This is a genomic window from Parabacteroides sp. AF39-10AC (genome assembly GCF_003635405.1).
Classification (GTDB): Bacteria; Bacteroidota; Bacteroidia; order Bacteroidales; family Tannerellaceae; genus Parabacteroides; species Parabacteroides distasonis.
Map to the genome: position 1 here is coordinate 139,035 of NZ_QTLP01000006.1, position 25,043 is coordinate 164,077.

At 48.4% G+C, this 25,043-nt stretch carries 16 protein-coding genes; 3 read left to right on the forward strand and 13 right to left on the reverse strand.

Features of this window, described 5'->3' with window-relative positions:
* Positions 1-108 precede the first annotated feature (108 nt).
* From DW033_RS07495 to DW033_RS07545, 11 genes are all read right to left on the reverse strand, one after another.
* A complete protein-coding gene (locus DW033_RS07495; protein WP_122382610.1) occupies positions 109-2,031 on the reverse strand; it encodes an NAD(+) synthase in 1,923 nt (640 codons plus the stop codon).
* 12 nt (positions 2,032-2,043) lie between these two features.
* On the reverse strand, positions 2,044-2,367 hold the full coding sequence (locus DW033_RS07500) for a type II toxin-antitoxin system RelE/ParE family toxin (RefSeq protein WP_008774025.1): 324 nt from the start codon (positions 2,365-2,367) through the stop codon (positions 2,044-2,046).
* On the reverse strand, positions 2,346-2,612 hold the full coding sequence (locus tag DW033_RS07505) for a hypothetical protein (protein WP_005866038.1): 267 nt from the start codon (positions 2,610-2,612) through the stop codon (positions 2,346-2,348). Before DW033_RS07505 ends, DW033_RS07500 begins: the two co-directional genes overlap by 22 nt.
* A 137-nt stretch (positions 2,613-2,749) precedes the next feature.
* Positions 2,750-4,936, reverse strand: coding sequence for a glutamine synthetase III (locus DW033_RS07510; RefSeq protein ID WP_008774024.1), 2,187 nt, complete (start codon positions 4,934-4,936; stop codon positions 2,750-2,752).
* A 36-nt stretch (positions 4,937-4,972) separates the two neighbouring features.
* Entirely contained in the window at positions 4,973-6,202 is a 1,230-nt protein-coding gene (locus tag DW033_RS07515; RefSeq protein ID WP_005866042.1) for an LL-diaminopimelate aminotransferase, read from the reverse strand.
* Positions 6,203-6,258: 56 nt separating this feature from the next.
* Positions 6,259-7,068, reverse strand: a complete 810-nt coding sequence (dapF, locus tag DW033_RS07520; protein ID WP_095231394.1) for a diaminopimelate epimerase — start codon at positions 7,066-7,068, stop codon at positions 6,259-6,261.
* 754 nt (positions 7,069-7,822) lie between these two features.
* Complete coding sequence (locus tag DW033_RS07525; RefSeq protein WP_122382611.1) at positions 7,823-9,481, reverse strand: DUF6383 domain-containing protein; 1,659 nt, start codon at positions 9,479-9,481, stop codon at positions 7,823-7,825.
* A gap of 122 nt (positions 9,482-9,603) precedes the next feature.
* Positions 9,604-11,268, reverse strand: a complete 1,665-nt coding sequence (asnB, locus tag DW033_RS07530; RefSeq protein ID WP_122382612.1) for an asparagine synthase B — start codon at positions 11,266-11,268, stop codon at positions 9,604-9,606.
* Positions 11,269-11,294: 26 nt separating this feature from the next.
* Positions 11,295-12,719, reverse strand: a complete 1,425-nt coding sequence (locus DW033_RS07535) for a glutamate synthase subunit beta (RefSeq protein ID WP_122382613.1) — start codon at positions 12,717-12,719, stop codon at positions 11,295-11,297.
* Positions 12,720-12,744: 25 nt separating this feature from the next.
* On the reverse strand, positions 12,745-17,262 hold the full coding sequence (gene gltB / locus DW033_RS07540) for a glutamate synthase large subunit (protein ID WP_122382614.1): 4,518 nt from the start codon (positions 17,260-17,262) through the stop codon (positions 12,745-12,747).
* Between the two features lie 303 nt (positions 17,263-17,565).
* Positions 17,566-18,837 (reverse strand): DUF3843 family protein, encoded by a 1,272-nt coding sequence (locus DW033_RS07545; protein ID WP_122382615.1) that lies wholly within the window; start codon positions 18,835-18,837, stop codon positions 17,566-17,568.
* A gap of 196 nt (positions 18,838-19,033) precedes the next feature.
* Here DW033_RS07545 and DW033_RS07550 point away from each other — a divergent pair, with 196 nt between their 5' ends.
* From DW033_RS07550 to DW033_RS07560, 3 genes are all read left to right on the forward strand, one after another.
* Positions 19,034-21,829 carry a TonB-dependent receptor gene (locus DW033_RS07550; protein WP_122382616.1) on the forward strand — a complete coding sequence of 932 codons (2,796 nt, stop codon included), beginning with the start codon at positions 19,034-19,036 and terminating at the stop codon, positions 21,827-21,829.
* Between the two features lie 36 nt (positions 21,830-21,865).
* Entirely contained in the window at positions 21,866-23,227 is a 1,362-nt protein-coding gene (locus DW033_RS07555; protein ID WP_005866058.1) for a hypothetical protein, read from the forward strand.
* A gap of 102 nt (positions 23,228-23,329) precedes the next feature.
* Positions 23,330-23,800, forward strand: coding sequence for a toxin-antitoxin system YwqK family antitoxin (locus tag DW033_RS07560; protein WP_005866059.1), 471 nt, complete (start codon positions 23,330-23,332; stop codon positions 23,798-23,800).
* Positions 23,801-23,975: 175 nt separating this feature from the next.
* Here the strand turns inward: DW033_RS07560 and DW033_RS07565 are convergent, their stop codons facing one another.
* Positions 23,976-24,407: an RNA-binding S4 domain-containing protein gene (locus tag DW033_RS07565; RefSeq protein WP_008774015.1), complete on the reverse strand. Its 432-nt coding sequence runs from the start codon at positions 24,405-24,407 to the stop codon at positions 23,976-23,978.
* Between the two features lie 20 nt (positions 24,408-24,427).
* A complete protein-coding gene (pth, locus tag DW033_RS07570; protein ID WP_005861960.1) occupies positions 24,428-24,991 on the reverse strand; it encodes an aminoacyl-tRNA hydrolase in 564 nt (187 codons plus the stop codon).
* Between the last annotated feature and the right edge of the window lie 52 nt (positions 24,992-25,043).

The window sequence follows — 25,043 nt, forward strand, 5'->3', positions numbered from 1 at the left end:
GAGACGAGGCTCTCTCATAGGTCATAGATTAGGCTCTCTTATGGGGGTAGGTGTCTCGTCTATGGCCCATAAGAGAGCCTCGTCTATGACTATACCATTGAAAAAATGTTAAAGCCCTGCGATCTCATCCAGCCAAAGCGTAGCCATCGCGTCGCTCGGCATTCGCCAGTCTCCGCGGGGGGAGAGGCTGATGGAGCCCACTTTCGGGCCGTCCGGCAGGCAACTGCGCTTGAACTGTTGCTGGAAGAAGCGGCGGAAGAAGGTATGGAGCCATTTCTTGAGGGTGGCATCGTCGTAGGTTTCCCCGAATGCCCGCTTCGCCAAGAAATAAATCTTCGCGGGTGAGGCTCCGAAGCGTAAGAAGTGATAGAGGAAGAAATCGTGCAGCTCGTACGGGCCTACCAAATCCTCTGTCTTCTGCTTGATATTCCCATGCTCGTCGGCGGGAATCAATTCCGGGCTGATCGGAGTGTCTACTATATCTAATAACGTGGCGCGGGAAGCCTCGTCTACCTTGTTATTGGCCACCCATTCCACCAGATATTTAACCAATGTCTTGGGAATGCTACCGTTGACGCCGTACATAGACATATGGTCGCCATTGTAAGTAGCCCAGCCCAAGGCAAGCTCCGAGAGGTCTCCCGTACCGATCACGAGGCCGTTCGCTTGGTTCGCCACGTCCATAAGAAGTTGGGTACGCTCACGGGCTTGGCTGTTCTCGTACGTCACGTCATGTACATGGATGTCGTGATTGATATCCTTGAAGTGTTGGATGCAAGCGTCCTTGATGGAGATCTCCCGGAGGGTCACGCCCAGGGAGCGTATCAAGTCGCAGGCATTGGTATAGGTACGATCCGTCGTTCCGAAGCCGGGCATGGTGATGCCGATGATCTTATCCCGTGGGATCTTCAAGGCATCGAAGGTCATGACGGTGACCAGTAGGGCCAAGGTGGAATCCAGTCCCCCGGAGATGCCTACGACGGCGGTTTGGGCGTGGGCGTGGAGGATGCGCTTGGCGAGTCCCGCTACCTGTATATGGAATATTTCCTCGCAACGTTCTTTCAAGGCATCGCCGGAAGGGGTAAAGGGATGCGGGTCGATTGCCCGGGTCAAATCCAGTGTCCGGTTGGGAAGGCTGAATGAGACTACGGTGCCGTTATCCATGTTATGGTTGAGATAACCCTGCATGAAACTGGTGTTGATCCGTCGGTCGTTCTGTAAGTTCTGGATATCGATCTCGCTGATAACGAGTTGCTCCTCCATGGAGAAACGCTCGGATTCCCTTAATAACGTGCCGTTCTCCGCTATGATACCGTTTCCCGCGAATACGAGGTCGGTACTGGATTCTCCTAAACCGGCGGAAGCGTAGACGTATCCGGCGATACAACGTGCGGATTGCTGGCAGATCAAGGATCGTAAGTAAGCATGCTTACCGATCAACTCGTTGCTGGCGGATAGATTGAATATCAAGTTCGCCCCCTGCATGGCTAGCTCGGAGCTGGGAGGGATGGGAACCCAAAGATCCTCGCAGATCTCGATACCCACACGTACCTCATCGTACTCGAAGATCAGGTAGCAATCCAGCGGCACTTCCCGGTTACCGATCGTGATCATGGATTGCTGTAGGTGTGAAGAGGCCGTGAACCAACGCTCTTCTTGGAACTCCTTGTAGCTGGGCAGGTAACTTTTGGGCACTACCCCCAATATCTCGCCCCGTTGGAAAGCGACGGCGGCGTTTATCAGTTGGCTTCCGCTGACAAGCGGGCAACCTACGATCGTTAGTAAATCCAGATCGGCGGTGTTGTTCACTAAATCCAGCAAGGCTTTCTCGGCGTTTCTGAGTAAGGTCTCTTGCGAGAACAAATCCATGCAAGTATAAGACGTAACCGATAATTCGGGGAAGGCGATGATCTGGACCTCTTTTTGGGACGCTTGGCGCATCAATCCCTCGATCTGTTGAATATTATAAAAGCAGTCAGCCACTTTAACCTGTGGTACGGCTGCCGCTACTTTGACGAATCCGTAATTCATATTTGTTATTGTTTATCTGATAGATGTTCTTAATTTATCGGGGTTTTGACGACAGTCCCACAACAATACGATACGTATGGAACGTTTTCCTTCTTGGGTATATATAAGTTTATGATGTCCCTCGATCAAGGAGCGATATTCCTTGTCTCTATCGGCGAAAGTCTCTTCTATAGTACCAATAAGAGGATTGTTCTTTATCCGGATACAATTCTTCTCCAACTTATCGATAAAGTTGAGAGCAGCTTGTTTCCCAAAGTGCTTTAAACAGTAGGCTATGGCTAAATCAGCTTGTCTTTTCGCACGGGGTGCCCAGATTACTTTAGCTTGTTTCTCCATGTCTCAAAGAATTGGTGCATATCATCCTCATTGATGCCTTTACCTTCTTCTAGCTCCTGTTCGGCTATATCTATTTCCCTATTGGCTTCTTTCAAACTGAATGAAATGGGAGATGCTGCATTCGCCTTGGACATAATTCGTTTCATATATTTCTCGATCTTTAGGACCGTTTCCATATCGTCTATTTTATTGAGATACCTCTCGATAAAGCTTTCTCTCCATTGTTGTAACTCTATTGTCGTCATATCAATTTCCCTCCTATATATTTATGCCCCAAAGGTATGTATTTTGTATGGGATAAAAAAGAAGGAGAGGCATACTTCGCAGCATCCTCCCCTTGTAAACACAAAACAATCAACAAAAAACTACTGTCTGAATAAGACTATCTGATGAATAAAAGCTCACGGTATTTCGGCAAGGTCCATATCTGGTCATCGACAACCAGTTCCAACTTGTCGATATGGTAACGGATGGCTTCCATCATCGGGACGATCCGGTCGTGGTAAGCGATCGCCTTCTCCCGCTCGCTCTCGATCTTGTTGGCTATCTTGCGGGCGTTGACCATCTCGTCCACTTTTTCCTTGATGAAGATCGTGCGGTTCGCTATATCCTCGATGATCTCCATGTTCTTGGAGGATAGATGGGCGGCTTTATCGGCGGGGAATAATTCACGCATCTTATATACGTTGTCGATCAAGGAAGACTGGTATTTGGTGGCCATCGGGATGATATGGTTCATCGTCAGGTCGCCTAATACACGGGCCTCGATCTGGATCTTCTTCGTGTACATCTCCCATTTGACCTCGTTGCGAGCCTCCAGCTCCTTACGGGTCATGACTCCCGTGGACTCGAACATGCGGACGCTGCTATCTTTCAAATAAGCGTCGAAGATCAAAGGCACGCTGGTCTCGCAATCCAAGCCCCGGCGTGCGGCCTCGGCCTTCCATTCCTCGCTGTAGCCATTGCCGTCGAAATGGATCGCCTTGCATTCCTTGATATCCTTGCGGATTACCTCGATGATAGCGGCGAACTTATCCTTTCCGGTGGCTATCTTAGCGTCTACCTCGGCCTTGAACTGCCTCAACTGATCCGCTACGGCGGCGTTCAATACCAGCATGGCGGCGGCGCAGTTCGCGGAGGAACCTACGGCACGGAACTCGAAACGATTACCGGTGAAGGCGAAAGGGGAGGTACGATTACGATCCGTGTTATCGATCAATAACTCGGGGATACGGGCGATATCGAGTTTCATGCCTTGCTTTCCCGCTAGGTTGAAATCTTCCGTATCGCTGTTCTCCAGATGTTCCAAAACCTTGGACAACTGTGTCCCTAAGAAGCTGGAGATGATCGCTGGGGGAGCCTCGTTCGCTCCCAGACGATGGGCGTTGGTAGCGCTGGAGATGCTGGCCTTCAGCAATGCGTTATGGGTGTACACGGCTTTCAGTACGTTGACCACGAAGGTGACGAAGCGCAGGTTGTCTTCCGGCGTCTTACCCGGTCCCATCAAAAGGATTCCGGTATCGGTTCCCAGCGACCAGTTATTGTGTTTGCCGGAACCGTTCACGCCTTTGAACGGTTTCTCGTGCAACAGGACACGGAACCCATGTTTGCGGGAGATCTTGCGCATTAGGGCCATGATCAGTAAGTTATGGTCATTGGCGAGGTTGCATTCCTCGAAGATGGGAGCCAGCTCGAATTGGTTCGGGGCGACCTCGTTATGACGGGTCTTTACGGGAATGCCAAGTTTCAATGCCTCAACCTCGAGGTCTTTCATGAATTCCATGACACGGGTGGGGATGGCTCCGAAGTAATGATCCTCCAACTGTTGGTTCTTCGAGCTTTCATGTCCCATCAAGGTTCGGCCGGTCATCAACAGATCGGGACGTGCGGCGTATAGGCCCTCGTCTACTAGGAAGTATTCCTGTTCCCAACCTAGGTAGGCGTATACTTTCTTCACGTCCGGGTTGAAGTAGTGGCAGACATCGACCGCCGCCTTGTTCACGGCTTCCAAGGCTTTCAGCAAGGGAGCTTTGTAGTCGAGGGACTCGCCTGTGTAAGCGATGAAGATCGTCGGGATGCACAGGGTGTCTCCTACGATAAAAGCAGGGGAGGAAGGATCCCAAGCCGAGTAGCCACGGGCCTCGAACGTATTGCGGATACCGCCGTTCGGGAAACTGGAGGCGTCCGGCTCTTGCTGGATCAGTAGTTTGCCCTCGAATTCCTCAAGTACGCCGCCTTTGCCATCGTGCTCGATGAAAGCGTCGTGCTTCTCGGCGGTACCTTCTGTCAAGGGATGGAACCAGTGGGTGTAGTGGGTAGCGCCTTTTTCCATCGCCCATTTCTTCATGCCGGAGGCCACGGCGTTCGCTGTCTCACGGTCTAGCGGGGTACCGTTGTCGATGGAGTCCACCAGTCTCTCGTACGCTCTCTCTGGAAGATATTTGAACATCTTCTCACGGTTGAATACTAACTCACCGTAATACTCGGAAGGTCTCTCGGCGGGAGTGGTTAGCTCGGTCGCTTTCTTCTCGAACGCCGATTCTACGACTCTAAATCTTAACTTTGACATAATACCTGATGATTATTGTTGTTTATAGTAAATGACTTATCTTAGCCACTTCCTCAGCCTAGCCATGGCCTCTAGGGTGTCATCCCTATCGCCGAAAGCGGTGAGGCGTAGATAACCTTCCCCGCTCGGTCCGAATCCCACTCCGGGGGTTCCGACTATCTTGACTTCATAAAGCAGTTTGTCAAAGAATTTCCATGAGGAGAGGCTGTCCGGGGTCTTTAGCCAGAGGTATGGGGCGTTATCGCCTCCGTACACCGTAAGACCGCAGTTTTGCAGACCCTCTTTCATGATCTTCGCGTTGGTCATATAATAATTGATAGTAGCTGTTACTTGCTGTTTCCCGGCGGTGGAATAAACCGCTTCCGCACCCCGTTGGGTTATGTAACTGGTTCCGTTGAATTTCGTGCATTGGCGACGGTTCCATAATTTGTTCAACTGTACCCGTTGCCCGTCCAGCGTGAAGGCGTTCAGCTCCTTCGGTACGACCGTGTATCCGCAACGTATCCCCGTGAACCCGGCGGTTTTAGAGAAGCTCCGGAATTCGATGGCTACCTTCTTCGCTCCTTTGATCTCGTAGATAGAGTGGGGGATATTCGGGTCCTGTATATAAGCCTCGTAAGCGGAGTCGTACATGATAAGCACGTCGTTGGCAAGGGCATAGTTTACCCATTTCTTCAATTCGTCCTTAGTCAAGGTCGTTCCGGTCGGGTTATTGGGATAGCAGAGGTAAAGGATGTCCACCCTGCGACTGGGCAGATCCGGTACGAAGTTGTTTTCCTCCGTGCAAGGGATGTATACGACATCGCTCCATTTCCCGTTTTCCAATACCCCAGTGCGTCCGCTCATTACGTTCGAGTCGATGTAGACCGGATATACGGGGTCTGTCACCCCGATACTATTGTCGTGGCGGAGCATGTCGCCTATATTTCCACAATCGCTTTTCGCTCCGTCGCTGATGAATACCTCGCTCGGTTCGATAAAGACTCCCCGGCTGGCATAATCGTTTTTAATGATAGCGTCGATTAGGAAAGGATATCCCTGCTCGGGGCCATATCCGTGGAATGTATCCTTGCTCGCCATTTCTTCCACTGCTTTATGCATCGCCTCGATAACGGCGGGGGCAAGTGGTTGCGTAACGTCACCAATACCCATTCGAATGATCTTATCCTTGGGATGGGTAACCTTGAAGCTGTTTACCTTTTTCGCGATGTCGGAGAAAAGGTAATTGTTCTGTAGTTTCAGGAAATGTTCATTAATTAGTGCCATACTCAGTTCTTTTGTTTTTATGTTGTTGTTTTTGTTGTTTTGTCTTGTTCCCCGTGTCAGACTTTGATGAATCCCTCGAACACGTTGACCGCTCCGCCGGTCATAAAGACCTTACCGCTTCGCTCGTCCCACTCGATGGTTAAAGGGCCCCCATCCATGATGACCTTCGTCTTTCGCTTTGTCTTCCCACGTACGACGCCGGCCACGGCGGTGGCGCAAGCTCCGGTTCCGCAGGCTTGGGTGATGCCGGAACCTCGTTCCCACACCCTCATCCGTACCTCGTCCGGTTTTAGCACCTGCACGAACTCCACGTTTGTCCGGTCCGGAAAAAGCGGGAGGCATTCCAGTAACGGGCCTACGCTTGCCAGATCGACCTTGTCCATCTCGTCCACGAAGATAACCAAATGAGGATTTCCCATGGAGATGACGGTGCCGGTGTAAATTTCTCTTCCAGCCTCAACCTCCAAGGCGATCTCGCCTACGGCAGGCATTCCCATATCTACCGTGACCTCGGTGACCTCTTCACGCTCTATTTTCAATTGTAGCTCTTTGATACCTGATAAGGTCTCTAAGGTAACCTTGTTCTTTTGCGTTAGGCCGGCCTCATAGACATATTTGCCAATACATCTGGATGCGTTTCCGCACATCATCGCCTCGGAGCCGTCCGCATTATAGATATGCATGCTGAAATCCGCGATGTCTGAAGAACCTATCAAGACCAAACCATCAGATCCTATGCCTGTGTGCGGCTTGCTCCATGCGATAGATAATTCCTCGGGGTTGTCTATCGGATAGACCATCGTGTTTACATAGATGTAATCATTTCCGGCACCGTGCATCTTTGTGAATCTGATTGATTTTGTCATTTTGATGATATTATTCTTTATATTATTTCTTTTTGTTTTATTGTAATGCAAATATATAACGTTTTGATAAGTATATAACAGGTGAGAGGCTCGAATGTTTTATAAATATGAGGTTTGTAATAGATTGAAGTTATAATATATGCTTTTAGTTATAAATGATAATTAGAAGTGTGCGTTTTGGTTTTATATCGTAATATATGCTTTGTGAATATGGGTTGCTGTAACTGTAAGTAAAAAAGCTATATATCTATCTATTTGCTTAAAATAAGTCTGTTTGTCTGACGAGCCTCTTTTTCAAGAAGTCTCAACTAGGGATAGATAATGGGTGAAAATATGTATTTAACCACTGATTTCTACGTAAAAGGTCATGTTTTGTCACACGAAAGGTCGCGTTGGGCGATGCAAGTAGTGGCGTTAGCCAACGCGATAGGTCGCGTAAGGCGATACATATAGTCGCGTCGGGCGATACAACCGTATGAAATGCCTCTTTTATCCGTATAAAAAACATGTTTTGACCCGTATAAATGTGAACTAGCATGAATTATTTCTCTAGAACAAAAGGTCGTATTTGGTTAATATATTACTAAACAATCATTTGCTAATATTTTTTCTCATATTTAGGGACGAGAAGTACATCAGGCCAGAAAAATCAACTCTCCGGGAGTTTGGTTTACAAATTGACAAAAAGAAAGGAGCTACTCGGTTTTGTTTCCGGATAGCTCCTTTTATCAGATTAACTAATTATCTAGATAATTTATTTTACGAACTTAACAGTTGTCTTATGAGCAGATCTCAAGAGCTTAGACTGATCGATTGAGATCATATAAATACCGTTCGGCATATTCGGAGTGCTGATGTATTGCTCATCGCTAGTGATGATACCCGTAGAAACAACTCTACCTACCATATTAACGATTACATAATTACCCTTACCATTCTTTACATAAAGACCGCTAGCGGTTGTAGAAACCTTAACCTCTTCGACATCATTCTCGATAGTCTCGTTGTCTGTGATGATACCCATAGCATTAGATTTGATATACATTGTTCCTACAGGAGCTGTATAATCTGCTGGTGTAAAATCAACTGTGATAGTTTGATTTTTTAATGGCATAGTTACATCTATATTCATACTTGCTTTCAATGCTTTTGCTTCATCATCGTATGAACTCATTTTAATAGTTGCTTTAGCTGCTTGTGTACCTACCATAGATGGAACAACTTCCATTGCAAATGTTGTAATACCTTTACTATCTGCTTCAGACTCAAATTCAGTTGTACTCATGTTGAAAGAAGTAGAACTTCCTGAAACCAGATCAGTAAAAACTCCATTCAATATAGAAGATGCTAAATGTTGAGGATTAATTTCTTGATTACCTTGTATAGTTGTCATACTAGCGTCTTCCCAACTCCAAGTAGCATCTAATGTCTTTTTCTCATACGTTGTGTAACGTGTTTGGATCTTCTTGCTATTTACAACATTGACATTTTGTACTAGTTTTTTGTATTTATCTACGTTGACAGTTCCGGAAACGTATGAGGTTAAGATTGTAGAGTCAGGAGTTATAGTACCTGCTACTGTTGCCTGTGGATTTAAATATACTACTGCATCCCCCATAGGCAATATTCCATTTGTTATGATACCCTTCAAAGATGCGTTGATTGTTGGTTTTTGACTCTGCATTTTAGTCATATCAATGGATATCTGGAAGTTTGGAAGTTTGCTTATCGCTGTTATTCCACGTAAGCTTTCTCCAATTTTAATATCATAATTATAAACAGCATTGGAACCTGTTTCTGTCATGGAAACAAGAGTGCCACTCTTTATATTAGTCATACCTAATGATGTCAATAGTGCTTCAAGATCTCCAAGATCAAGATTGGCCGTGAAGGAACTAAACGGAAGTAACCCTTTCTTTTCTCCTACAGAAAAATTCACACCGCAAGAGATAAAACCATCTAAAGCACTAGCTGTAACTTTCAAAGGTACGCTGATTTCGATAGTTTGCCCATTTGCGGTTGTCATCGTATAATCTTTGTAATCCGCAAATTTTAATTTGATATTGGCTAACATTGGCTTTACTGTAGCTGGTATGCCATTGATATCTACCTCACTTAAATTAATATTCATACTATCTGGCTGAATACTAATCGGTGTTGATGTAGCTGCACGTAACATGCCTTGTGTGCCAAAAAGCGGAGAGTTTAGTACGGTTTCAATGTTGGGATTTGTTAATCCCATGAAATCTATACCACTGATTTGTTTTACTTGATCAAATATCGCCGGTACGGCAGCTTTTACAAAAGCCACCTTTTCTTGGTCTGATATTTGTTTTTGTTGTTGTGCCATCACTGGGGTGGTAGCCATGAATGTAGCGGCTGCCAAACTAATGCATGTAAAGATTTTCTTCATATAAATTTGTTTTAAAGTGTTTTATGACTCTAGCTGGCAAAGTTATTATAAAAATTAAATGCACCAGCGTTTATTATTCATAAAAGTTGGTGCATTTTGCTACTAAAGAAAAGAAATATTCGTCAATAAGCGGATTCATGTACGTCTTTTATGGCCCTGCCACTTGGCTCGTTCATGTTTTTGAAAGCCGAGTCCCAAGCTAAAGCCTCTGCGGTAGAACATGCTACGCTAGGAATGGAAGGTACGCTTCTCGCCGCGCTTTCGCTGGGGAAATGCTCTTCAAAGATGGAGCGGTAATAATACTCTTCCTTGTTTTGGGGCGGATTGATCGGGAATCGTTTGGCGGCATTCGCCATCTCTTCATCAGTGACCGACTCGGAGGTTATTTTCTTTAATGTATCGATCCAGCCATAGCCTACCCCATCCGAGAATTGCTCTTTTTGCCGCCAAGCGATCTCCTTGGGCAAGCTGTCGGAAAATGCTTCTCGAAGTATCTTCTTCTCGATGATCGTACCCGGGCATATCTTTGCCACCGGATTCAGACGCATGGCCACATCAAGAAACTCTTTATCCAAGAACGGCACTCGTCCTTCTACGCCCCATGCGCAAAGGCTTTTGTTCGCGCGCAAGCAATCATATAAATACAGTTTGCTTAATTTGCGCAGGGTCTCTTCATGGAAAGCCTGTGCGTTCGGGGCCTTATGGAAATATAAATATCCCCCGAATACCTCGTCCGCCCCCTCGCCGCTTAGTACCATCTTGATACCCATGCTCCGGATCACACGGGCCAATAAATACATGGGGGTGGAGGCTCGGACGGTAGTGACATCATAGGTCTCGATATGATAAATGACATCTCGTAAAGCGTCCAATCCTTCTTGTATCGTATAATGGATCTCATGATGAACCGTACCGATCGCATCCGCTACTTTACGGGCGGCGATCAAGTCCGGGGCATCTTTCAATCCGATGGCGAACGAGTGGAGTTGAGGCCACCATGCGTCCGCTTTCCCATTGGTCTCGATGCGTTTCGCCGCGTATTTCTTGGCGATAGCGGAGGTGATGGAGGAATCCAGACCTCCGGATAGAAGGACGCCATAAGGGACATCGCTCATCAGTTGGCGTTTGACGGCGGCTTCCAGCGCATCGTGAAGTTGTTGTACGTCGGTAGGATTATCTTTCACGTTGGCGTAATCCATCCAGTCACGGGTGTACCATCTCGTGAGTTTACGGTCTTCGCTATAGAAATAATGACCGGGGAGGAACGGCTCGTAATGAGTGGCGAAGCCTTCAAGTCCTTTTAACTCAGAAGATACCATCAAGTGTCCCTCGTCATCGTATCCGATGTAGAGCGGGATCACGCCGATCGGGTCACGGGCGATCAAGTAAACCCCTTTCTCCTCGTCATAGAGAGCGAAGGCGAAAATACCATTGAGATCCTCGATGAAATCAATCCCTTTCTTCTTGTATAAGGCGAGGATCACCTCGCAATCGGAGCCGGTTTGGAACTCGTAATCGCCTTTTAACCGTTCTCGTAATTCCTGATGGTTGTAGATCTCTCCGTTGACGCAGAGGATGAGTTTCCCGTCGGGGCTGACCAAAGGCTGCCCTCCGGAGGCAGGGTCTACGATGGAGAGGCGTTCATGGGCCAAGATAGCGGTTTTGCCTTGGTAGATACCACTCCAATCCGGTCCACGGTGACGGATTCGTTTACTCATTAATAACGCTTGTTTACGCAGGGCTTGCGCTCCGTCGTGTATATTGAATATCGCTGTTATACCACACATGATAATTGAAAATTGAGAGTTGAAAATTAGTTGGTTTGTAAGAAACGGTCGATGGATCGGGCGACATTACGGCCGGAGGCCATCGCTTTTACGACTAGGCTCGCTCCGCTGACAGCGTCTCCGCAGGCGAATAGGTTGCTGTTGGCGGTGTATCCGGCATTATCTACGGCGATATTATCGCGGTTGTCGGTAGCCAATCGCAGTTCTTTGATCAATCCTTCTTGTACCGGATGTAGGAAGCCCATGGCGAGGAAAACCAGATCGGCCTCGATGATCTCTTTCTTGCCGGTCTGTCTCATCTGCGGACGGCCTCCGTCTGGGGAGGGAACCCATTCGACTTCTTCTACCTCAACCCCTATCAGGTTGTTTTTCTCTCCGATAAAACGGTTAGAGGCTAGATTCCACCGGCGGATACAACCTTCCTCATGGCTGCTGCTGGTTTTCAGTACTTGCGGATACATGGGCCAAGGTGTCGCCGGATTCTGTCCGACGGGTGGCTGGGGCATGATCTCGATCTGGGTGACACAGGCCGCCCCATGACGGTTCGCTGTCCCTACGCAATCGCTACCCGTATCGCCTCCGCCAATCACTAAGACTTTCTTGCCCTTACAATTGATCTGGCTTTTGGGCGGGATGGGGATGCCTTCTAAGATCCGGTTCTGCTGGCTTAATAACTCCAAGGCGAAATGTACGCCTCTTAAATGACGTCCCTCGATAGATAGATCCCGGGGAACCTCGGCGCCGATCGCTACGCAAACAGCGTCGAAATCTTTCACTACATCTTTCGCTAATATCTCTTTGCCGACCATCGTGTTTACACGGAAAAGAATCCCTTCTTGCTCCATGATACGGATACGGCGATCGATAATGTGCTTGCCTAGCTTGAAATTGGGGATGCCGAAGCGTAGCAAGCCGCCCGGTAACTCATCTTTCTCGAATACGGTGACTTCATATCCTTTCCGGTTCAATTGGTTCGCCACGGTCAATCCGGCGGGACCGCTACCGATCACGGCTACCTTTTTCCCGTTGCGTACCGGTTGGATAGGCTGTACGTATCCTTCCCGGAAAGCGGCTTCCACGATAGCCGCCTCGTTCTCACGGATCGTGACAGGTTCGTCGCAGCTAAGTTTCAGTACGCAGCTTTTCTCGCAGAGGGCGGGGCAGACACGTCCCGTGAACTCCGGGAAATCGTCGGTCTGCTCTAATACGTGATATGACTCTTTGTAACGGCCTTTGTATAACAAATCTTGCCATTCTGGTTGCTTGTTACCCAGCGGGCAGGCCCAGTGGCAGAAGGGTACGCCACAATCCATGCAGCGGGAGGCCTGCGTACGGCGGTCACCGCTGTTCAAGGTCTGTTCTACCTCGCTGAAATCATCTATACGTTCGTGGACGGGACGATAGCCCGCCTCTTGTCTATGTATCGTTAGAAATGCTCTTGGGTTTCCCATAGTTCTCTTGTTTTTGTGTAAATATTTAGTAGTCTTTCTGCATCTCCGCGATCTTGCGTTGGAGTTTGCGCATCTGTTCCTCTTGGAGTACTTTCTTGTATTCGATCGGGACGATCTGGATGAACTCATCCACGTACTTGTTCCAGTTATCGAGCATCAATCCGGCCAGATGGCTGCCGGTATGATGATAATGCTTGCGGATCAATTCATGAAGTTCCTTTCGTGAGGTGCTATCCTCGATCAAGGAAAGCTCTACCATTTCCATGTTGCAATAGTAGTCGAAATCACCATTCTTGTTCCACACGTAAGCGACACCACCGCTCATTCCGGCGGCGAAGTTCCGGCCTGTATTGCCTAAGACGACAACCCGGCCTCCGGTCATGTACTCGCAACAATGGTCGCCTACACCTTCCACGACAGCGATCGCCCCGGAGTTTCGCACGCAGAAACGCTCTCCGACCCGGCCGTTGATATAAACCTCACCGCTGGTAGCCCCATATAATAAGGTATTACCGGCTATCGTATTGTCTTCCGCTATAAAGGTGGAGCGTACCGGAGGCATTAAACTGATGTGTCCGCCGCTCAATCCTTTTCCGAGATAGTCGTTCGCCTCGCCTTCCAACCGGAAATGTACGCCGTGAGCCAGAAAGGCTCCGAAGCTCTGGCCCGCCGCCCCCTTGAACTTGATATGCAGGGTGTTCTCCGGTAACCCGATGTTCCCGTACCGCTTGGCGATCTCGCCGGAAAGTATGGCTCCTACGGAACGATCGGTGTTGGCTATCGCGTAATCCAACGATACTTCCTGTCCGGATTCGATGGCGGCCTTTGCGTGACGGATTATATCCACATCTTTCACGTTGTCGATCGCGTGGAGTTGACGGGTGACATGATGGATGACCTGCGTGGCGGCTTGTTTCGGTAGATGGATCAAGCGGCTGAGATCCAATAGATCATGTTTCTCGATATGATCGGAAGGTTTACGCATGAGTAAGTCCGTACGGCCAATGATATCGTCTAGTTTCGTATAGCCTAGCTCTGCCAGATATTCTCGAACTTCACGGGCGAGGAAGGTGAAGAAATTCACCAAATATTCGTGTCGGCCATGAAAGCGTTTACGTAATTCCTCATCTTGGGTAGCGACACCTACCGGACACGTGTTCATATGGCATTTACGCATCATCACACAGCCTAAGACGATCAAGGCGGAGGTGGCGAATCCAAACTCCTCGGCACCCAGCATCGCCATCAATACGATATCCCGTCCGGTTTTCAATTGTCCGTCTGTTTGCAAGCGGACTTGTCCCCGGAGGCCGTTCATCACGAGCGTCTGTTGAGTCTCGGATAGTCCTAGCTCGGGTGGGATTCCGGCGTAACGGATAGAGCTTATCGGGGAAGCCCCCGTTCCTCCTTCCGCCCCGGAGATCACGATCCGGTCCGCTTTAGCTTTGGCTACACCGGCGGCGATAGTTCCCACGCCACTCTCGGATACGAGTTTCACACTGATCTCGGCTTGAGGGTTCACGTTCTTCAGATCGAAGATCAGTTGTGCCAAGTCCTCGATCGAATAAATGTCGTGGTGAGGTGGAGGAGAGATCAGAGAGATTCCCGGAATCGAGTGACGGGTTCTCGCTATGATATCGTTCACCTTATAGCCGGGAAGCTGTCCTCCTTCGCCCGGTTTCGCTCCTTGGGCGACCTTGATCTGGATCTCGTCGGCGTTTACCAGATATTCCGTGGTCACGCCGAAGCGTCCGGAGGCTACTTGCTTGATGGCGGAGCGGAGCGATAACCCGTCCTCACGGGGGATGAAACGAGCCGAGTCCTCACCACCCTCGCCCGTGTTACTGCGTCCGTGTATCTTGTTCATGGCTATAGCTATCGTCTCGTGCGCTTCCCGGCTGATAGAGCCGAAGCTCATCGCTCCCGTGACAAAGCGGCGCATGATCGCTTCTTCCGGCTCTACCTGCTCCAAGGGGATCGGGGTGCGTTGTTTGAAGGTCAGGAAATCACGCAAGAATATGGGGCTTTCCTTCTCATCAACCACATGGGAATATTCCTTGAATTTCTTGTAGCTCCCCAAGCGGGTAGCTAGTTGAAGCATGGAAATGGTATCCGGGTTCCAAGCGTGTTTCTCGCCATCCTTGCGGAAGGAATAAATGCCTTTATGTTCCAATAAAGAATCCGTGGGGTGGGAGAATGCGTCATTGTGCATGGCGATCGCATCTGCCGCTATCTCTTCCAAGCGGATACCACCGATGTTGCTGGTGGTTCCCCCGAAGTAAGTCTCTGCCAGATCCCGGCTTAGGCCGATCGCCTCGAAAAGCTTTGCTCCCCGATAACTGCGGATCGTGCTGATCCCCATCTTGCTCATAACCTTGAATAAACCCTTGCAAATGGCTTTTACGTAATTCTTCTCGGCAGTCTCGTAATTCAATTGTATCTCTTGTCTGTCTACCAGATCATCTAAGATAGCGAAAGCCATATAGGGGTTGATGGCACTGGCTCCGTAGCCTAGTAAGAGGGCGGCGTGCATTACCTCACGCATCTCGCCGGTTTCCACTACCAGCGCTGTTTGCACCCTTTTCTGCACGGAGATCAGATGGTGATGCACGGCGCTTACCGCTAACAGGGAGGGGATCACCGCTTTTTTCTCATCTACGTTCCTGTCGCTTAAAATGATGTAGTTAACGCCGTCGGTGACGGATTGCTCCGCTTGTTTACATAATTCGTCCAAGGCAGCTTTCAGTCCTGCGCATCCTTTCTCTGCGTCAAACAAAGTGGGAAGCTTAACACTTTTAAAGCCCTTATACCGGATGTTACACAGGAGATCCAGTTGTGTATTGGTCAAGATCGGATGGTTCAGCCGAACCATTTTACAGTGGCTCTCGGTTGGAACTAAGATATTGCTTCCCACGGCCCCGATATACTCGGTCAGGCTCATGACGAGTTCCTCGCGGATCGGGTCGATCGGCGGGTTGGTTACTTGGGCGAATTGTTGGCGGAAATAATTATAGAGGATTTGCGGACGGGCGGATAATATGGCCAGTGGCGTATCGTTGCCCATGGAGCCGACCGGTTCCGCCCCTCCCGTGCACATCGGTACGATGATACGTTCGATATCCTCACGGCTGTATCCGAACGTACGCAGTAGCTTGTCGTATTTCTCTACCTTATGAGGAATCTTACGGCCGGATTTCAACTCGTCCAATTCCACCCGGTTTTTCTCCAGCCAAGTACGGTAGGGCTGGGCGTTCGCCAGTTGTTCCTTCAGCTCGCTATCGTAATAAATCTCGCCTTTCTCGGTATCGATGAGTAAGATCTTTCCGGGTTGCAGACGGCCTTTTTCCTTGATCTCGTTAGGCTCGAAATCCATGACGCCGACTTCGGAGGCCACGACCATCATGTCATGTTTCGTGATCAGGTAGCGGGCGGGGCGGAGACCGTTACGGTCTAGCATGCCTCCGGCGTAGCGTCCGTCGCTAAAGAGCAGGGCGGCAGGCCCGTCCCACGGTTCCATCAAGATGGAGTGATATTCGTAGAAAGCCTTTAGGTCTTCGGAGATCGGGTTCTTCTCGTTGAAACTCTCCGGTACCAGCATCGCCATGGCATGCGGCAGGCTCATCCCGGAGGCCACGAAGAATTCCAATACGTTATCCAGTGAGGCACTGTCACTCATGCCCGGCTGGATGATCGGGCGTATATCGTTGATATCCGGGATTCTGGGGGAGGATAGTACGCTCTCCCGGGCCTCCATCCATCCCCGGTTGCCTCGTATCGTGTTGATTTCCCCGTTATGTGCCAGTAGGCGGAAAGGTTGCGCCAGGCTCCAAGTGGGGAAGGTGTTGGTGCTGAAACGTGAGTGTACCAAGGCCAGTCCGCTAGTGAAATAAGGTTGCGTCAGGTCCGGAAAGTAATGGCGTAGCTGCATGGATTCCAGCATGCCTTTGTAAACGATGTTTTTGGTGGAAAGAGACGCTATATAGAAATCATCCTTGGCCGGAAGGTCGGTGGCCGATACCCTTTTCTCGACCCGCTTACGTATGAGGTATAGCTTTAGTTCCAGCTCTTGCTGATCGTTGCAGCCGATGATGAATATCTGCTTGATATCCGGTTCGGTCGCTTGTGCGTCCTTTCCCAAGATTTCCGTATGAACGGGAACTTTGCGTAAGTGCATCAAGGTTAATCCCTCTTTCTCGATCTCTTCGATGAGGATACTGAGGATGCTTGCTTGCTGTTCCTCGTCTTTGGGGAGAAAGATTAGTCCGGTGCCATATTTGCCTTTCTCTGGAACCGGAATTCCTTGCAGGAGGATGAACTCATGCGGGATCTGTAATAGGATTCCCGCTCCGTCACCCGTTTTGTTATCGGCTCCCTCAGCGCCTCGATGCCTCATGTTCTCTAGTACCTTAAGGGCTGATTCGATGATGTCGTGCGATTTCTCGCCGTGGATATTTACTAACATTCCTACTCCACAAGCGTCATGTTCATAAGACGGGTCGTATAATCCTTGTCTGCTATTAAAATGATTTCTGTTTGTTTTCATTTGTTGACCTTATGTTTGCGTATAAATGATTATTGCGTCAATTTGTTTCGCAAATATAGGTATTAATGGCATAATGTGATTGCTTGTAGGAGCGAAAGAACGGAGAAAAGATAAGAATATCTTATCTAATGTTTCTATTTGTAAGTATTCACTGGGTTTATTCTTTTTATTTGAAAGATATTTGGTTGATTAGTTTGCTAAATGAAAGATGAACTAAAAAAAGAAGCACCGTCACGTTTTGCGACAGTGCTTCTTTTTTTCCGGAAGCGCTGTCACGGATTGTGATGTCGCTTCCTATCTGTTTTATCTATCGGGATATTCTCGGATGAAATAGCGGGCTAGGAACTTCCAATTCTCTTGTATGATCGCCTTGCCACGTTCCGGGCTGGTAAGGCTTTTTGTTTGTGCGTCGGCCAACATACCTCGGTCTACCAGCTCTTTCAGGAAGTAAACGCTGCAATGTTTCACGATGAAGAAAGAGAGCGCTTGCTTGGCGGCACGGTTGGCGTCGTAGAAGGGATTGTTCTCATCCTTGATCAGCTCCACGTCACGGGTAATGACTTGGGCGCCTTCCTCGGGCGTGGCGTAGATCGCCAGCTTCTTGCCTTGCCAGTCCTCGGGAAGATGGAAGTTCTCGGCGGGGATAAGGCCGGAAGTCTCCGTGATAAATGTTTGTGCATCTTCGGTCTTGTCGAAATAGAGAAGCAGTTTGTCACCTGCGGCTTTGCGGAAAGTCTCGTATTGTTGGCGGTTTTCCTCCAGCATATCGTCGGGCAGGGTAGCTACAGACTCGTCGGCGGTGTTCTGAAATACCGCATGGTCGGGATGCTCGGCGGGCAATATCTTTGTCAGCCATTGCGGGGAGGTCAGACCTAGCAAGGAGGTCTTGCTGGTGTAGGCCATCATGCCGTGGCTGTTGACGAGCAGGTTGTTAAGCTGCTCTTGGTTGAGGTCGGGCTGCTCCTTCCAGCGGTCGTGGGCGAAGTCGCTCAGTTCCCGGGCCGACTCAGGCAGGATATAGGATTCGTAATGGAACCATTGCAATAGACGGTCGTAATCCTCTTGCCGCTCGTAGCGGGTATCAAGGGCGAAAAGCTTGGCCATGCGGGTATTCTCCGGCGCCGTGGTCCACTCTTTGCAGAACAGGTCGTAGATAAGCATGCCGGTGGATTCGTTGGCAGGGTTGTCCGGACTGACGAAAGTGCCTTTACGATAGCCGTGATACTGCTGGGTATAATGCCAAAGGAGGAAGCGCACGTCCTCAAGGTTCACCTCATCGTCGTAATAATGATCGTCCGGAGTGTAGAAGGGAAGGTATTTGCCGTATAGCTCCTTATGGGTAAGGATGAAGGCACGCCAAATCCCCATGCCGGAGATCACGTCCTCGAAGTAGGCGGCCATGCGGATACAGATCTGCTTTGTTTCCTCGCCCTCGAAGGAGTTTACCAACTCGGTCTTCTCCATGATATCGTAGATACGGTTCGCTATTCCGGTATAATAGGAATCCACGGGAGTGCTTTGTTTATAGGGATGCAACTGCAACCAGTCTTTCGGAAAAATTTTAATGTTCTTCATGTTATTAAATGTCTTTATGCATTCAGGAGTGCAAATGTAGTAAAAATACGTTAGCTATGTCAAACGATAAGGAAAAGTTGCGGTCTTAAAAATGTAACATTTGTAGTCTTTATTGTTATCGGATCTAAACATCTTTGAAATATCGCCCCCGTACTTTCGCGTCGAAATCAAAGATGAAATAATAAGTAGTAAGATAATGGGAAAGAGTTTAAGGGGCAAAAGATTGAAAAGGTTAGGGCTTTTCTGGATGGGAGTTTTCCTGTCATTCTCTCTATGGGCACAAACAGGGGTTATCTGCGGGACGGTTACGGACGCTAAGATGAAAGAACCGTTGATCGGCGCCTCGGTCGTGATCGAGGGGACTACGGTTGGCGCTATCACGGATATAGACGGTAATTTTCGTATCGAGAACGTGAAGCCGGGTACTTATACGGTAGCCGCCTCTTACGTGTCGTACCAAACGCAAACGGTAAAGGATGTTCCGGTAGTCGCACGCCAAGAGGCGGTGTTGAATATCGAGCTTTCCGACGCTAACCTCCAATTACAGAATGTGGTCGTAGTGGCCCAACGGAAATTGGGAACCGAGATGGCCGTATTAAATACCGTACGCAAGAGCCTTCCGGTCGTGAACGGCATTTCCGCCCAACAAATCAGTAAAACACAGGATAGCGATGCCGCCGAGGTACTACGCCGTATCCCGGGAATCACCATCGTGGACGATCGTTTTATCGTAGTTCGAGGGCTTGCGCAACGTTATAATAATGTATGGCTGAACAATGCCACGACCCCTTCCAGCGAGACGGACAGCCGTGCCTTCTCGTTCGATGTGCTGCCCTCTTCCTTGATCGATAATATGATGATCTATAAAAGCCCCTCGGCGGAATTGCCGGCGGATTTCTCCGGAGGTTTCGTGCGGGTGCTGACCAAGAATATTCCCGAGGGTAATACGCTCAACGTCTCCTATCAAGTCGGGTTTAATACAAACTCCGCTTTCCGAGATTTCCAACTGACGAAAGGTTCCGCCTTGGATTATCTGGGCTTTGGCGCTGGCTCCCGAATGTTACCCTCGAACGCCCCATCTCATTTGAACGACATATCGGCAGCGGATGCGGCGGCGTTTACGAAGCGGGCGAATACGGGATGGAACGTGTGTCATTTCACGGCGATGCCGGAACAGAAACTGACGTTCACGATGAATCGTACCTTTGATATCGGTGACATGAAGATCGGTAATATCACCAGTGTGAACTATAGCACGGGCTATGATTATTACGAGATGAAAAACAACAACTACCTCTCGTACGACATGGCCAAGGATCAATCCTCATACCGTTACCGCTACGATGATGTACAATATAAGAATACGACAAAATTAGGAGCCTTGTTCAACTGGTCGTTGATGAAGGGAACGAGCAAATATGAGTTCAGGAATTTCTTCAACCAGCGTGGAACCTCTTCCTTATCGCAACGAGAGGGAACGGATTTCTACTCCGACCAAAATATCCGGAAATGGGAATCCCTTTATACCGGACGCACTACCTATTCCGGCCAGCTAAGCGGGGAGCATAAATTGAGAGAAGATATGAATAAACTGGATTGGACGTTAGGTTATGCTTTCGCCGCTTACAAGGAACCGGATCGCAAGGTGGTAAAATCTTTGGAGAGTACGACGGATGGTGACTCTCGTTATTACGTGTCCGACCCGACTCGTTATTATCAAGACTTGAAAGATAACAGCGCTTCCGCCGCCTTGAATTACGAGCATAAGTTCGCCGTCTCGGAGATGTTTACCCCTGTCTTGAACACGGGGGTATATGGAGAGTTTAAGAAACGTAACTTTGATGCCCGTCGTTTTGTCTATAATATGCTGGGAAGTGGTTATGACCGTTTTGCCGAATGGGACTACAGCTCGGTCTTCTCGGACGCAAATATATCGACCGATCGTATCTATATGAAAGAGAGTACGAACAAGAGCGACTCTTATACTTCCGATAATCTGCTGGGTGCCGCTTACGTAGCCGCTAAACTGAACTGGGGAGAGAGGCTGAATGCGAACGTAGGTGTACGTATGGAGTACTATCAATTGAAATTAGATGGTTATGAGTCGGACGGTATAAAACCGGTGCATCTGGATCAGAACGCTACGGATTTCTTTCCTTCCGTCAACATCGCTTATAATTTGAATGAGAAGCACCAAGTACGCTTGGCTTATGGACGTTCCGTGAATAGGGCGGAGTTCCGGGAGATCGTACCTTACGTATATTATGATTTCGCCTTAGATGCGAATATCACGGGTAACGTAAACTTGAAGAACGCTTATGCGAATAATATGGATCTGCGTTATGAATTTTACCCGGCTCCGGGTGAGACGGTGACGATCGGCGGTTTCTACAAACGGTTCGATAATCCGATCGAGCAAACCTATATGGAAGCGGGTTCCGGATTGCAGTACACATACCACAACGCCGATCATGCGAATGCTTTCGGCGTGGAGCTGGATATCAAGAAGAATCTGGACTTTATCGGTCTGAAAGGCTTGAGCTTCGTATTCAACGGGGCTTATATCCATAGTAGGGTGTATTTCGCCGAGGGCTCTTTCGAGCGGGATCGTGCGATGCAGGGGCAATCCCCTTACTTGATCAATACGGGCTTATTCTATCAGAATGACAACGCAGGAATCTCAGCCTCCGCCTTGTATAACCGGATTGGCAAGCGTATTGAGACGGTAGGCGTACCGAAGCAGAAGCCGAACGATGATATTCCCGATATCTATGAGATGCCCCGTAACTCCTTGGACTTGAGTTTCTCGAAGAAGATCGGTAAATACGTGGAGGTCAAGGGAGGCGTAAAAGATCTATTGAACTCAAAAGTAGAATATAAACAATTCCTAGAATTAACAGAGGCTTCCGGAGAGAAACGGGAGGTCGAGCAATTAATCCGTAGCTATCGTCCGGGTGTGACCGTGAATCTAGGTGTAGCCGTGAAGTTTTAATTTGAATTCACTCATATAAACTAAATTCGTTTACTTATGAACAAGTTATTATTAAAAGGTGTGGCCGCCGCTTTCTGTATGGCCACGATGTTTGGAACAACCGCTTGTGGCGACGATGATGATCTCGTAAATGTAGAGCCGCCTGTAGAGGAAACTCAAGATGTTATATTGGAAGGTGAGATTACCTCGGATATGACCTTGAAGGCTGCTGATAACAACCTGTTGAGAGGTTTCGTATATGTGACGGATGGCGTGACCTTGACGATCGAGCCGGGAACGGTAATCAAGGGGGAGAAATCGTCTAAAGGCTCCTTGATCGTCGAGCGTGGCGGAAAGCTCATCGCCGAGGGTACGGCGGAGAAACCGATCGTGTTCACTTCCGACCAACCGAAAGCTTCTCGTACCTATGGTGATTGGGGTGGCTTGATTCTTTGTGGCAAGTCTATCGTGAATAATACGGCTGGCGAGGCTCAGATAGAGGGCGGTCCTCGTTCTTACTACGGTGGAAAGGATCCGGAAGATAACTCCGGTATCGTGAAATATGTCCGTATCGAGTTCGCCGGTTATCCATTGGAGCCAAATAAGGAGATCAATGGTTTGACTTGCGGTGGTGTTGGCCGTGGCACTACGATCGAATACGTGCAGGTCTCTTTCTGTGGCGACGACTCATTCGAGTGGTTTGGCGGTACGGTAAACGCAAAACACCTGATTGCTTACAAAGGTTGGGATGATGAGTTTGATACGGACTATGGATTCCAAGGTAAATTGCAGTTCTTGTTAGGCGTTCGCGACCCGAAGCACGCTGATACGTCCAAGTCCAATGGCTTCGAGTCTGATAACGACGCTGATGGTTCCAATAATACTCCACTTACCACTCCGGTCTTTTCTAACGTGACCTTGATCGGTCCGTTCTATGGTGAATCAGCTGGTAAAACGGAAAATGATATCTTTTATGTTACGGAAGACGCGGCTAATGGCGCTAAGGGTGGATCATTCCAAGCCGCTATGCACATCCGCCGTAACTCTTCCTTGAATGTGTATAACTCGATTTTCGTGGGTTGGCCATACGGTTTGTATCTGCAAAACGCAAATGTGGGTGCGGTTGTTAAGAATGTGATCTTCGCCGGTATGTGGGAGAATTTCAAGGATGAAACTAGCCAAAATTACTTTCAGACAGCAGACTTGAGCAACCTTACTTACGCTTCCAGCAATGATATCATCGCTAAAGATGGTGACTATACATCGATCGTAGCGGATAAGATTGACGGAGCGGATTTCTCTGATACGGCTTTGAACGACGCTTTCTTCGAGAAGGTATCTTATAAGGGAGCTTTTGATGGCAAGAATGACTGGGCCGCTAACTGGACCAACTTCGATCCGAATAACACTGAATATTAATTTAGCTTGACTTTGAATAGGCTGTGAATTTGTTTGGGGCACTGAGGTATCCGGAAAGATCCCTCGGTGTCTTTTCGCATATAATTTAGATAAGAATGTATCATGAATAAAAAGCTATTGTTATTTTCTGCTTTTATGGCGGGGGCCTCATGGACCGTACAAGCGCAAGACTTGGTTTTAAGCGAAGGACAGTATTATACCGATGCCACGCAAACCACTCCATATACGGGTCGTTATACGGAATTTTATGACGATGGTATGCTTAAGATGGAGTTATATTTGAAAGATGGCCGTCCGGAGGGAACTTACGTGATTTATTATCCGAGTGGCAAGATCGCCGAGGTGCGTTCCTATTATCATGGGATCTTTCACGGAGAATGGCGTACATATAATGAGAACGGCCAGCTGATCGGCCTGGCTTCTTATAAGGAAGGGCAAAAGGACGGCCCTTGGCGTATCTGGAGTGATAAGGGAAATTTGTTGTATGAGATGTTCTATACGGCAGGGAAGAAATCTGGTGTCTGGCGTAGCTGGGATGAGGAGGGGAATCTGCTTTCCGAGGAGAATCAATAGGGATAATTGCCGTTTACATACCGTTGTAACGCCATTTACCTCTAATGGTAAATGTTTTTTCCTCTAGAGGTAAATGTCGTTACATCAGTATGTAAACAGTTTTACCTCTAGGTGAAAATACTTTTACTTCTTGATGAAAATATTGGTAAATGTAATTGAATGGAAATCAGTATGCTTACTCCTCTTCCTCTTCTCCAAAGTCGAACTCGAAATCGAATCCGTCATCCATGAATTCCGGCTCAGTGAATTGCTCCAGTTCACGACGGTCTTTCTTGGTAGGACGTCCGAGACCTTTCGCACGGTTCACGAAACCGGAGATACGGTTCATCTCCAGAATCTCATACTGATCCGGGGTTGTCACGTTCTCCAAGTAATTCGGGACGAGCTTTGCGCCCACACGATTCTCGATCAATCCGATTACCTTAAAAGAGAAGGTGATCGGCGGTTTACGCACTTGGATCACATCGCCAACCTTGATCATGCGGGAAGGTTTGATCGTTACTCCACCTATCATGATACGCCCTTTCTTGCAAGCTTCCGCGGCTATCGTGCGGGTCTTAAAGATACGGGTCGCCCACATCCATTTATCGATACGTACCTCGTTCATATCTGTATTCTCAGTCTCTTTTATTTATTATTAAATTGATTCATCGTAATCTGGATGCCGGCGAGGCAGAAGCTCTTGATGATCTCTGTCGCACGATCCAATATCTCTGGCATCAATTGCAATTCCTCCGGGGGAAATTTCCCTAGCACGTAATCGATCTGTCCGCCCCGTGGGAAATCGCTGCCTATGCCGAAACGAAGGCGGGAATATTCCTGCGTATTCAATAACTGGGCGATATTCTTCAACCCGTTATGCCCGGCGTCGCTACCCTTTGGTTTCAGACGTAAGGTTCCGAATGGCAATGCCAGATCATCTACGACAATCAATAGATTTTCCACGGGAATGTTCTCTTTTTGCAACCAGTACCGAACGGCGTTGCCGCTGAGGTTCATAAAAGTATTCGGCTTTAGCACGATCAAGTCACAGTTTTTCACCCGTATGCGTGCGATTGCCCCGTATCGCTCCTCAGTGAAATTGCCTCCTACGCTCTCTACCAGATGGTTGACAACCCGGAAACCTATATTATGGCGGGTTCCCCAATATTCGGAACCGATATTACCAAGTCCTGTTATCAAATATTTCATTATCCTCGAATCTATAAAAGAAAGGGGAAGAACATTCTATGAATATCCTCCC